The 13479-nt window shown below is 32.4% G+C and carries 8 protein-coding genes and 5 pseudogenes; all 13 read right to left on the minus strand.

Annotation, left to right across the window (positions count from 1 at the left end):
* A partial coding sequence (gene cap8I, locus IDG66_RS10850; protein WP_206172194.1) for a type 8 capsular polysaccharide synthesis protein Cap8I occupies nucleotides 1-1352 on the minus strand: 1352 nt, incomplete at its 3' end.
* Nucleotides 1345-1671, minus strand: a pseudogene (cap8H, locus tag IDG66_RS10855) (type 8 capsular polysaccharide synthesis protein Cap8H); the annotation flags it as partial. The gene cap8I and the pseudogene cap8H, both read right to left, overlap by 8 nt.
* Nucleotides 1668-1859: pseudogene (locus IDG66_RS10860) on the minus strand (hypothetical protein); the annotation flags it as partial. The pseudogenes cap8H and IDG66_RS10860, both read right to left, overlap by 4 nt.
* A 19-nt stretch (nucleotides 1860-1878) precedes the next feature.
* Complete coding sequence (gene cap8C, locus IDG66_RS10865; RefSeq protein WP_000565297.1) at nucleotides 1879-2643, minus strand: type 8 capsular polysaccharide synthesis protein Cap8C; 765 nt, start codon at nucleotides 2641-2643, stop codon at nucleotides 1879-1881.
* A 2-nt stretch (nucleotides 2644-2645) separates the two neighbouring features.
* Nucleotides 2646-3332, minus strand: a complete 687-nt coding sequence (gene cap8B, locus IDG66_RS10870) for a type 8 capsular polysaccharide synthesis protein Cap8B (protein WP_000037328.1) — start codon at nucleotides 3330-3332, stop codon at nucleotides 2646-2648.
* A gap of 15 nt (nucleotides 3333-3347) precedes the next feature.
* Nucleotides 3348-4016 carry a capsular polysaccharide type 5/8 biosynthesis protein CapA gene (gene capA, locus IDG66_RS10875; protein WP_206172195.1) on the minus strand — a complete coding sequence of 223 codons (669 nt, stop codon included), beginning with the start codon at nucleotides 4014-4016 and terminating at the stop codon, nucleotides 3348-3350.
* Between the two features lie 337 nt (nucleotides 4017-4353).
* On the minus strand, nucleotides 4354-6963 hold the full coding sequence (adhE, locus tag IDG66_RS10880; protein ID WP_000955781.1) for a bifunctional acetaldehyde-CoA/alcohol dehydrogenase: 2610 nt from the start codon (nucleotides 6961-6963) through the stop codon (nucleotides 4354-4356).
* A gap of 449 nt (nucleotides 6964-7412) precedes the next feature.
* Nucleotides 7413-7843, minus strand: a pseudogene (gene tnpA / locus IDG66_RS10885) (IS200/IS605 family transposase).
* Between the two features lie 442 nt (nucleotides 7844-8285).
* On the minus strand, nucleotides 8286-8573 hold the full coding sequence (locus IDG66_RS10890) for a hypothetical protein (protein ID WP_000469917.1): 288 nt from the start codon (nucleotides 8571-8573) through the stop codon (nucleotides 8286-8288).
* 188 nt (nucleotides 8574-8761) lie between these two features.
* Nucleotides 8762-9627: pseudogene (locus IDG66_RS10895) on the minus strand (replication initiation factor domain-containing protein).
* A gap of 267 nt (nucleotides 9628-9894) precedes the next feature.
* Nucleotides 9895-10107: pseudogene (locus IDG66_RS10900) on the minus strand (zinc peptidase); the annotation flags it as partial.
* A gap of 68 nt (nucleotides 10108-10175) precedes the next feature.
* Nucleotides 10176-11711, minus strand: coding sequence for a bifunctional metallophosphatase/5'-nucleotidase (locus IDG66_RS10905; RefSeq protein ID WP_000065036.1), 1536 nt, complete (start codon nucleotides 11709-11711; stop codon nucleotides 10176-10178).
* A 50-nt stretch (nucleotides 11712-11761) separates the two neighbouring features.
* Complete coding sequence (locus IDG66_RS10910; RefSeq protein ID WP_000725609.1) at nucleotides 11762-13306, minus strand: hypothetical protein; 1545 nt, start codon at nucleotides 13304-13306, stop codon at nucleotides 11762-11764.
* Nucleotides 13307-13479: the final 173 nt, after the last annotated feature.

Raw genomic sequence — 13479 nt, forward strand, 5'->3', positions numbered from 1 at the left:
CCTGGGATAATAGCTATAACATATACAACTAAAATCATAGAAATCAATGTGATTAATGGTGTCGGGTGACTAAAAATACTCGTAATAAGTCTCATATAAATATATGTACCAATAAATATCACTTCTAACGAATGACTCTTCCGAATAATATACTCACTCAGAAATGCAAAAAAGATATTTGCAATTAAATTCAAATAGAAGAATAAGGGTCCAAAATAAATAATTCCATATCCAGCACTCGAAATTAGATGACCAGTCAATTGTTTACTACCATATATCAATTGGTTAAAAAGTTGGCTAGTAATCAACTGCTTTTTATCTAAAAAGAAATTAAACCCAAAAACAGCTCTGGTATTATCAAATAAATATTGTTTGAACGAACCATTATAGTAATTCAAATAGTCTATAGAAGCTGCAATATTGCTAGGTCCATAAAAATATGACTGCAACGTGTCAACTATTTTAAGATTACTTACACTTGTACTATTTAACGCCTCGCTATATGAACTATAATTAAACACATACAATTCTTTATATAGTGTCATCAATGCTAATACGAAAATACCTACAGATATAATAATGATATTGATACGTCTTTTATGCTTAGAAAACAAGATTGACACCACTGTTAAAACAGCAACCATTGTATAAAGTTGATAACTTCTTCTTTCACCAACAATTAAACTAATATTTAAAATTCCTATAGCTAGCGGTAATACAACATAAATAATTTTAGGATTCTCTTTATACTTTTTATATGAAGCATATGCGATTATTAAGAATAATAACGCTAAGGCAAGTTGAAATAGCATTACAAAAAGAACATTTAAACCACTTGTTGCTTCGGTTCCTCTTCCCATTGCATCTGTTTTAATAATTAAAAATGATATGTTTTTGCGCACTTCGGGAAAAGCTACAAAAATCCCACAAATAACAAGACCAAACACAATGTAATAAATTGATGATCCAGAAAGTGTAAAGCTATTTCTTGATACCACTTCATGTTTGAATAATTTAGATAGTATCAATATAAATAGCGAGCCTATGATAAACTCCACACTCATATAAATAACCGCTTGATTAAAATAAGCTTGTCCTAATGGTAAATTATCTATAGTTGAATCCTGGAAAAACACTATCATAGCAGGTATAAATACTAATCTAAGAAAACCTAAAACATCGTATACAATTTTCGAAAATTTAAAATTCGGATTATTCGAGAAGCTTATAAAGAGCTTTCCTACTCCATAACTTATAGGTGCTAAAAATAATAAAGGTTTATCACCTAACATAAGGCAAGGAAACATTAAAATGGCAATAACATATGAAGTGACATTATATATCTTATTCATTAAATATCCTGCCTATCTCTTGATAGAACTGTTTATTATTTTCAATTACATCGTTTCTATAAGCTTCTCTTTTATGATTAATGTCCATTACATCCAAATTGTTATACCAATCCATCAATTCATCACCAATACCTTTTAAATTTTCTGGATTAATACTAAAACCCAGTCCGAATTTATTAGCTTCTGTAGCGGTGAATGTATCGTCTGTTGTAATAATAGGTTTGTTTAAAAACAACGCATAATACATTCTTATGGATAAAGCAGTATCTAAAGCAATATTTTGATTACCAAACAAATTATTAAGTATATCAATTTCATTTTAAAAATAAATGCTGAAATATGATGCGATATGAATAGTGATATAGCTGCCAATATTAATAATTTGACAGAATATGTTTTGAAATACGGTTCTAAAATGTAATAACTTACGAATACTGAAAATGTCACTATCAGTGAATCGATTAATGCTAGTATTAAAAGCCGCAATTTCACAGATAAATGTGCCATAAAACCCCTCATTTGCTGTTTATAACCCAAACCATCTTTTCTGTTTATAATCTTGTTGTGGCATTCGTTTAGGAATTTTTTTATCATCAACAACTAACTTCGCATTACTAATAAATCCGTTCATATCTTCATAATAATCACGTAATTTCTTATCATTAAATAAGTCTTTCATTAAGAACGGTCTGATTTCTGTGTTATGCGCATCTGAACCGATGAAATGTGTCAGATTGTTTTCAATCATTTGAATTGCTAATTTTCTAATTTTTCTACCGGAAATACCCGCTAATGACGCCGTTGTCACTTGACTTAAAGCACCTTTGTTAATTAAATCGTATAGTATGTCAAGGTTTTGACTTATTGCTTTATTCCGCTCTGGATGTGCAATAATCGGTACAAAGCCTTTACTCTGTAATTCGAAAAATAATTGATCAGTATAGTGTGGAACTTCATTTGATGGAAATTCTATTAGTAAATAGCGTGAATCATTAATACCGGTAATAACTTTTCGATCAATATCATTAAGGATTTGATCGGTAATTCTTATTTCCTGACCATAATAAAACTTTAGATTTAGTGCTTGTACTTCCTCTAAGCTTTCAATATGGTTTAAACATGATTTCACTTTTTCTATAGGTGTGGTATATCGAGGATGTAAGTGATGTGATGTTACAATGATTTCTGTAACACCTTGTGTTGTCGCTTGTTTTAAAAGATCCAGCATCTCTGTTTCATTTGTCGGACCGTCATCGATATTAGGCAATATATGGTTATGAATATCAATCATACTTATTCATCTCCATAATAGTGATAATAACTAGAAGATTTATCGACCTTTGTCTTGTTCAAAATGACACCTAGAATGTTACTGCCTGCTTTTTCCATAAGTGCTTTTGCTTTTTTAACTTCATTTTTATCATTTTTTTCACTATCAATTACTAACAAACTATCTTTAATAGCACGCGCATATAGTTGTGCATCAGTCACAGTATTAACTGGCGGTGTATCGACAATAATAATGTCGTAACGTTTATTAAACAGATCAACTAATTCTTTAAACCTTTCTGAAGCTATTAACTCAGATGGATTTGGAGGTACAGGGCCAGCTGTTAGCAAATCTAAATTTTCAATTTCTGTCGACGTAATTGCTTCTGACATAGTCGTTCGACCAATGATTAAGCTTGATAGTCCATTATTATTTTGCTCATTAAAAATATAGTTTTGTGTTGGCTTACGCATATCGCCATCAATAACTAATGTCTTATAGCCTGCTTGTGCATAAGTAATCGCTACATTCGATACAACTGTACTTTTACCTGCACCAGGCTTTTCAGAAGTAACCAATAAGCGCTTTACTTCACCATTTGCTTTTGAAAACATGATGTTTGAACGTATACCTCGAAACTTTTCACTAATTGTTGATTTTGGTTTTTCATACACAAATAGTGTTGTTGTCGTATTTTCCTTTTTTGACATAAGTAGCAACCATCCTTAATTAAATTTTTGAATTGAACCCAATACAGGCAATCCTAATTCTTTCTCTACATCTTCTTCATCTTTAATTCGCTTATCGAAAATTACTTTGAAGAAGATATATATAAGCGCGACAACTAATCCTAAAAAGAATGCACCGATTAGATTCACTACAGTTTTTGGTGCGACTTTAACTGCTGTACCGTCTGCTTTAGATAAAATTGATACGTTATCCACACTCATAATCTTCGGAATTTGTTTACTTGTAACTTTAGCGAAGCTATTCGCAATTTTTTCCGAATCTTGTTTATGACCACTTTTAACTTGGATGTTGATAAGTTGCGTATTTTCTTGGTTTGTAATTGTCAACATACTCGACAATTTAGATTGTGAATACTTATCATTTAAGTCCTTTGACACCTCATCTAAAATTCTAGGACTTTTAACAATTTCTTTATACGTATTTACAAGTTGAATATTACTTTGAACCTCTTGTGCCATAAACTGAGGATTGTCACCCTTAGTTTGATTCACTAAGATTTGAGTATTAGCTTGATATTTAGGTGATAAGACGAAAAATGTAACAATAGCGCTAATAATTAAAAATAATAGCGGTAAAATAATTAAAATCTTCAAGTTTTTTTGTAATACTTCTTTAATTTTTGTTAATTCTAATGTACTTTCCATTATTTACCTCCCTTAAAAATTTTCATTAAAATTGGTATTATATATATAGTATTTACATATCGTTTAAACAATTAATTACTTTTAAACCGCATTATTTTCTACTTTTCATTTATATGAAATTAAAAATAATTATACTCTAAAGTAGTAATAGTTTGTGAAATGAGTATCAATCTTAATATTTTCTTTATTTAAAAAAATGATTGTCTAGTTTGTATCTCTCTGAAGATTTGGCAATAAATAAAAGCCGATAACCGTATAATGATTATCGACTTAAAGTTTATGTGGCATTTTTTACTTTTGTAATTTCAGGTGAGTTAGATGATTATTATCAGATAGATTATTGCTTATAATCATATGATGTTTGAATGATATCTTTGATTTCACTGATTAGTGCTTCTTTAGGATTAGCAGTTGTACATTGATCTTCAAATGCGAGCTCTGCCATTCTATCAATTGACTCATTTAATTCTTCTTCAGACACACCTTGTGATTTCAAATTCATTTCAATTCCGACTGATTGACCTAATTCGTAGACAGCTTTAGCTAATGATTCTACAAGTGCTTCTGTCGTATTACCTTTTAATCCTAAGAATTTGGCAATATCTGCATAATCTGTATCTGCTCTGAAGAACTCATATTTAGGGAATAACGCATGTTTTTGCGGGTCTTTGGCATTATAACGGATAATATGCGGTAGTAATATCGCATTCGCTCTACCATGCGGAATACCATATTCGCCACCAATTTTATGCGCAATTGAGTGTGCAATGCCTAAGAATGCATTTGCAAATGCCATACCAGCCAAAGTTGATGCGTTATGCATTTTCTCTCTTGAAACTTTATCACCCTTTTCAACAGATGATTTTAAATATTCGAACGTCAATTTAATCGCTTGTAGACTCAAACCTCTTGTGTAGTCTGAAGCCATTACAGATACATATGATTCCATTGCATGCGTTAGTACATCCATTCCTGTATCTGCTGTAACGCTTTTTGGCACACTCATCACAAATTGAGGGTCAATAATTGCAACGTCAGGTGTTAAAGCAAAATCAGCCAACGGATATTTTACATTTGTTTCACTATCTGTGATAACTGCAAATGGTGTTACTTCTGAACCTGTACCTGATGTCGTAGGGATACAAATGAACGTCGCATTTTCAGGCATGCCTATTTTATAAGTACGTTTACCGATGTCTAGGAACTTTTGTTTAGCACCGAAGAATGATGTCTCAGGGTGTTCAAAGAACATCCACATTGCTTTTGCAGCATCCATCGCTGAACCACCACCAAGTGCAATGATTGTATCCGGTTGGAAATCAACCATCATTTCCAGACCTTTATATACTGTATTAGTTGATGGGTTCGGTTCGACTTCGCTAAATATTTTAATTTGAGGCTGTTCCGTTCTTTGTCTTAATACATTCTCAACTGTTTTTGTATAACCGAATTCTACCATACCAGGGTCACAGACAATCATCACTTTTTCAATCTTGTCCATTGTTGTTAGACTCATGATTGCATTTTCTTCAAAATAAATTTGAGCAGGCACCTTGAAAATTTGAGTATTATTACGTCGTTTAGCAATCGTTTTAATGTTTAATAAATCTGTCGCACTAACATTATGTGAAATTGAGTTTCTACCGTACGAACCACAACCTAATGTTAAAGACGGAATCAATTCGTTATACATATCACCAATACCTCCAACCGCTGATGGTGTATTTACAAGTACACGACAAGCTTTCATTCTTAGTCCAAAATCTTTTTGTAATGTTTCATCTTCTGTATGGATAACGGCTGTGTGTCCTAATCCACCAAAATGTAGTGTGTCTTCACAAATTTGAAATGCTTGTTTTGTAGATTGGGCTTTTACTAAGGCTAATACTGGAGATAATTTTTCACGAGATAACGGATAGTCTGAACCTACACCGCTAATTTCGGCTATGATAAGTTTTGTATTTTCGGGGACAGGTATACCTGCTAATTCAGCTATTTCAACTGCAGATTTACCGACAATATCAGGCTTAATACCTGTTTTTTGTTCATTCATAATTGCATTTTCTAAGCGTTGTAATTCATCTTTTTTAACAAAGTATGCTTGATGTGCTTTAAATTCATTAGTAACATCTTTATAAATTTCTTTATCAATGACTACAACTTGTTCAGAAGCACAAATCATACCATTATCAAATGTTTTTGAACCAATGATATCATTTACTGCACGTTTAATGTGTGCTGTTTTTTCAATGTAAGACGGCACGTTACCTGGTCCCACACCTAATGCCGGTTTGCCAGTTGAATATGCAGACTTAACCATGCCCGAACCACCTGTTGCTAGAACTAATGCAATACCTTTGTGATTCATTAATTGTTTTGTTGCTTCGATAGAAGGCACTTCAATCCACTGAATAATATCTTTAGGTGCACCTGCCTTCATTGCCGCTTCTAATACAACTTCTGCTGCACGCTTCGACGATTCTTGTGCACTTGGATGGAATGCAAAAATGATTGGATTTCCTGTCTTAATTGCAATCATCGCTTTAAAAATAGTTGTCGACGTAGGATTTGTTGTTGGCGTAACACCACAAATAACACCAATTGGTTCCGCTACATACGTTAATCCTTTTTCTTTATCTTCACCAATAATCCCTACTGTCTTATTGTCTTTTATTGAATTCCATATATATTCAGAAGCGTATAAATTTTTAATCGCTTTATCTTCGTATATACCTCTTCCAGTTTCTTCATGTGCTAATTTTGCTAGCACCATATGTTGATCAACAGCTGCTAAGCTCATTTGATGAACAATATGATCAATTTCTTCTTGTGACTTTTTAGATAATGCTTCTAATGCTTTTTTCCCTTTGTCAGCTAGAGCATCAATCATAATTGCCACTTCTTGTTCTTTCGATCCACGATTTTCTTTTTCAGGTATAGTTAACATATACAACCACTCCTTTATACTTTGTGAATTATTTCACAAACATTATAGTACATGTCTCTCAGGATATAAAGAAAATTCTATGCAAAAAAGTTTAATTTCGAATATTATTTGAACAAATATCAAATTTTAAAATAAATGTTTTCATGAAATCATTGTTATTTCGGTGTTTTTAGAATGATTTTATAATCATAATTTTTTCAATGACATAATTTATTCATAATTATATATTTAATTCTGAATATTCTTTAATAGCCTAAAAAGCTTGTTATATCGCACAAAACACAACATTAAAAGGTCCTTGTCGATACCTATCAACAGATGTTACAAATAAAAACCACCCGTGTGAACGGGTGGTTTGTTCTGCGGCTATAAGCCTTCCTTACTGGCCAGCCCTAAAAGGGCACTGACAAGTCAGCCAACTGCACTACTATTCCAGCAATCCTAAAGGTTTACTCTTTTTTCTTTCTTTTTTTATTTTTCTCTCCAGTGAAAGGATCTAAATATTCTTCCATTGAGATTTCATCTGCAACGATATCCTCTTGTAATTGATTACGAATATAATTTTCAATCACTTTTTTATTTCTACCTACTGTATCCACATAAAATCCTTTACACCAAAACTTTCTATTTCCATATCTATACTTTAAGTTAGCATGTCTATCAAATATCATTAAATTACTTTTCCTTTTAAATAGCCAACAAATGATGATACCCCAAGTTTGGGTGGTATACTTACTAACATATGGATATGATCTTTACATACCTCTGCTTCAATTATCTCTACACCTTTTCTTTCATATAATTGACGTAATATAATCCCTATATCTTTTTTTATTTTTCCATATATCGCTTGTCTTCTGTATTTAGGTGCAAAGACAATATGTTACTTACAATTCCATTTCGTATGTGCTAAACTGTTTGTGTCAGATGACATTAAATAGCATCTCCTCGTGTTGATTATTTTGGTTGGCTGACCAATATTTACTCTAACATGTAGAGATGCATTTTTTTGACAATGGTAGAACCTTTTCTGGGGAGTGGGACAGAAATGATATTTTCGCAAAATTTATTTCGCCGTCCCACCCCAACTTGCATTGTCTGTAGAAATTGGGAATCCAATTTCTCTTTGTTGGGGCCCCGCCCCAACTCGCATTGCCTGTAGAATTTCTTTTCGAAATTCTCTGTGTTGGGGCCCCTGACTAGAATTGAAAAAAGCTTATTACAAGCGCATTTTCGTTCAGTCAATTACTGCCAATATAACTTCGTAGATCATAGAAGATTGATTTATTTCCCAGCCTATTCTTTTCATAAAAAAAGACGGATTAATTATCCGTCTTTTTCTTATATCTTTTTATAATATTTAGCAAAGGTAATAATGATATTAATAATGTACAAAAAATATAAATCAAATCGACATCCTTATAAAACATCAGAACCACTAAAAACAAAAAAGCACAAAATAAAATTAAATTTAAAATAAACGACCACTTTTCAAAAAAATCTCTTTTCATATTTCCACCCCTAATTTTAATAAGCATTATTTTATATTCTCTTTTAAGTTTATTATTCAAAAGGAAAACAGAAATATCTTTCAATATTATTATAAACATTTCAACTACTTTTAAAAACCAACAAAAAAATACTTATTTTAAGTAGATGAGCATAAGTGAACATGTCCCCATTTTTTTGCAAAATTTTGCAAAAAATGAGTGGTTTGGCGGTGCCAAACATGTTCAAAACGTGGGGACAAAAAAGCATGATTGCACATAAATTGAACATAGTTCTTTAGTTATAATAATTAATTCAACCAAAAGTCGATTTGTTTTTGCAATTGGTTTTCATTTCCTCTTAAAGATATTTTCATTAAATCTGTCAAATCAATAGACGCTATATTTTTCAACTTATCTCTATATTTATTTTTAGTACGTCTTTCTAAATTTCCCCATTCCTCTTCTTCGTGAGTTAATAAATGAAGCATTGCTCGTTCTTGTATATTTTCAATCATTTTTAAATTCGGTTTTAAAATATGCAAATCATCAAAACAATCTTTCCAACAATCAACCATATCTCGTTTTAATTCAATTTCCACACGCCATAGAAATGTTGAATCAATTTCAACATCTGCATTATCTTTACGTTCTTGTTTTTATTATAAATCCGAATAAACCTATCACTATTACGCACACCAAAATATTTTGTTTCTGGTTTTACATTACGTCCATAAAATATAGTTTTCTTTGCCGACTTATCTGACAATGCATAATAGTCATTTAAATCAAATTCAAAATCAAAAGCCAAATCTAATCTCGTAAAACTAACATCGTCCAAATAACTGATGATATTTTGTTTTAACCAAAGCACTTCATCATGCGAAAGCTTATTAGGATTAAATTCAACGCGCATACTACGTCTATTCCAAAGAGTTGCTTTTATTTTGTCATATTCAATATAAACTTTTTCTTTAAGAGCTTTAGCTTTAAAGTTTGTTTGTAAAATATCCCAAAGCCGAACTTCAGGATTAGTACTCATAAAATGTGAAAGTCTCTCTGCGTTAGACATGCTAAGATTCCCAACAATCGTTATAGCGTCAAAAGACAATTTTGGAATAGCTAGTGACATCCTATGTCAATTTAACCGGCTATTACCGGATATTAGAGTATCCAGTTTTACACATGGATGAAACGAAATTCAAAACCCTAAAAAATATGTTCCACTAACAGCAAAAAAATACCATTATGTTCCTACTAAAAAACTAAAAATACTGGAGAACAAATGTCAGGATATAACTTAGGATACTATGTAATAAAAATTTACAATAAAAAAACAGGAAAACAAATTTCAAGTAAAAGAATACCCATACAAAGAGGATAAAATAAAAAACCTCGAACTGAAATGATGATCTTTTCAGCTCGAGGTTTAAATATTAGTGCCTTATTTATATAGATTCGTTATATTATATTCTCTATTTTCATTAACATAATCCTTAAAGAGTTTTAAATTAATACCTGCTAGATGATTCAAAAATGTTTCATCAACTTTTAAATAATTCAATAATTTTTGTGGTGTCAGTAAATTTCTATCAAAATACAACTTTAATAAACTATTCATTTTGACAGGACGTGACATTTCAATCACGTCGTCTAAAGATAATACTTTCTCGCTTTAAACAAAAACTTACCCGATTAAAATCAAGTAAGTTTTTCATATATCCGTCACTTTTCAACTTTAAAATCAACAACTTGCGGGATACGCATCAAATTATTATTTGATAAAAAATCAATAAGTAATTGTGCGCCTTCAACTTGAATATCTTTCACAACTGGCGCGTCGATAAACATATCATACTGACCACCGCCAACTGCACGATAATTATTTACACAAATTGTATATGTCTGCTTTAAATCAACTGCGTGACCTTGAATCATCATATTGCTCACACGTTGTCCCTTTGGTCTTCCAACATGAATGGTATAACTTACGCCACCATATATATCATAATTAAAGTGTTGTGGTTTGGGTCCAAGGAAGTCTGCGCTCACACTAACTTCATCATTTTTCACGTCAAAATATTCTGCTGATCGTTCAATGGCTTCTTTAAGTTTGGCACCACTTACAGCTAAAACTTTAAATGTATTTGGAAATGGGTAATTGTTAATAACATCTCGCATCGTCACGACTTGCTTGAAACCACTAGCAGAATCAAACAAAGCTGTACAGGCAACATCTGCGTCACTTTTTTCTAATAAAGCGTAATTCATAAAATTTGTAAAAGGATGCGGTGCCACACGTGCCTCAAATGCATGATTAATCGTCATATCATATGGCAATGTAGTAATTTCGTAATCTAACCAGTCCTCTAACTGCTTTCGTAAATGTTGGTCATCTTCATCAATAGTAAATGTGGAATCATCTATAACAGGAAGTAATTCACATGATTCAACGGATAGATTTTCATATTCATCAGTACTCAAGACTACTCTGCCTACAGTTGTACCTCTCGTACCAGGTTGAATCACAGCCGTTTGCTTAAACCTTTCAGCAATTTGTCGATGTTGGTGACCCGTAATAAAGATATCTATATCTTTAGAAAACGCTTCTAACATGGCATATCCCTCATTTTCACCCGTTAATACTTCGGTCGGCGTACCACTTTCTAAATCCTTTTCAAATCCACCATGGTAACAAACCACAATGATATCTGCATGTCGCTTCATTTCAGGTAAGTATTGTTGAAGTATTTCAAAAGCACTATGAAACGTAAGTGACTGAATATGCTCTGGTTGTTCCCAATGGGGAATAAATTGTGTCGTTAAACCTATCACACCAACAGTTTGATCTCCAACCTGAAAATACTTCACACCGTTATCAGTCAATGTACTATCATTTTCATATATATTAGCGCACAAAACTGGATAATTGAGTCTGCGTAAAGTGTCTTTTAAGTATGGCAATCCATAATTAAATTCATGATTACCAAGCGTACCAAAGTCGAATGCCATTCGATTATAAAAATCAACTAAAGGCTGGCTACTGCCGCTATGCGCGATTAAGTAATTACAAAATGGTGACCCTTGCAAAAAATCACCATTATCTATTTTAAAACTTTGGTCATACTGCCTTCTGTCTTGTTCTATAACATGATTCGCTAGTAACAATCCCATAGGTTGATATTGATTTCTACTCGTAAAATCTGTTGGGAAAATATAACCATGTACGTCACTCACGACATAAAATGCTATGTTTGACATCCTCACTCACTCCTTCAATCACAAACATCTTTCTTATTTCTATTATATATTTATTTGAAGTCTGTTGTAATCAAGGTTTTGTCACCGAGTTTTAAACGAATCTTTGAACCTTCCATACTTTCAAGTACTTTAGCATTGACCTTAATTGTGACATTTCCGTTTTCATCTGCTTTAACTGTTGGCAAAGTACTGTAACCTGGTGGGTTATAATCGTTATCTTTACTTGAAAATTGTCCGATTTGACGTCCGCCTTCTTTGTAAATACCAACTCTAAGATTTTCAAGTGTTTGATTTGCTTCAAATCCTTTTAAATGTATTGTCATTTCAAATGGCTCATTTACAGAAACATTTTGCGGGATATCAAATGTTACTTTTTCGTTCTGATTTGGTGGCGTATGATCATCTGGTGTGTTTGGCTGAGGATCTGCGCCTTTTTCGCTGCCATAACTACCTGCTTTAAATGTTGTTGGATCATACCATTTATAACCACTCGGCGGTTGTGACCATGGCTCTTTTTCAGGCTCAGTTGAACGCTCTGGTCGTTCAAAATCAAGCAACTTAGTCTTTGTATCTAATGTTAGTCCACTCGCCTTAAGTGATTTCCCATCACTATCTTTAGACATCCAATCCGTTATATTATTTAATAGCTTACCGTTGTCTTGTTCTTTAAAACCATCATATGTTTTCTTCTTTTCTCCATTATCTTCTCTTACATATTTGGGCGAACTATCTTCCACAAGTGATGAATCACCGATAAATGCTGCTTTACCTTTTCCAACTTTAGAAATTGCTACATAGGGGCCTTCTGCTTTACCGCCCCCATTATAAATACCTTGATCTACAGCATGTGACCATTTACTTTTCGCTGGCAATTGTTCTGGTGTATACACAATACCTTTTGCTTTCTCTGGATTAGTAATTGCTAATGTTGATCCGGCATGCATAGAGACAGATTTCACACCTTCAGTAATACCGAAACTCTCTTTTGAAGAAACAATATTGCTCGTATTTAAATCACCTAGTGCATTATATCGAAAACGTACGCCAAAGTTTGTAGATAACCAATCTGAACTTTTCACACCTTGCATTGCAGTAGAACTTTTTTCTTCTGCATTCATACCTTTCGACATATCTTCATATGCTCCACGTCGATAACCATTCATTGCCTCTGATGAATCAATACGATTTAAATTTCGGTCAGCATTGTAATGATCTGAAATAAAGACAACATTGCCACCTTGTTTCACATAGTTAACAATTGCTGCCTGTTCTGATTCTTTGAAAGGAATATTAGCCTCAGGAATTACAAATATTTTAGAACTTTTCAAACTTGCTTCTGTTATGTTCGAATGACCATCAATAGCTTTAACGTCATAACCTTGTTTTTGTATTGAATCCGCATAATCTGAAAATGCACCATCACTAACCCAATCTGCAGCACCAGCTGTTTGACCATGAGAACGATCGAATAATACCGTTCGCTGTTGCTTTGTAGGTTGCGATTCATGCGTTATAGCTAAAGATTGCGGTAAAGCACTTAATGATACCGTTGCAACAATTGCAGAGACAGTTAATGACTTATATATTTTTTTCATTTTGTGAGGCTCCTTTTAAAATAAATTTCTTCTTGAATTATAGGATAAATATATGTTTGAAATGGGCAATTTAACGAAAAATTTACAAAATCTTATCAAACTCTTAAATAAAGTTATTAAAATTCATTTTTATAAAATACTTTTTCGCATTTAAATGTGGTACGCTATAAGTG

The sequence above is a fragment of the Staphylococcus sp. EG-SA-18 genome, from assembly GCF_017151825.1.
Taxonomy (GTDB): Bacteria; Bacillota; Bacilli; order Staphylococcales; family Staphylococcaceae; genus Staphylococcus; species Staphylococcus aureus.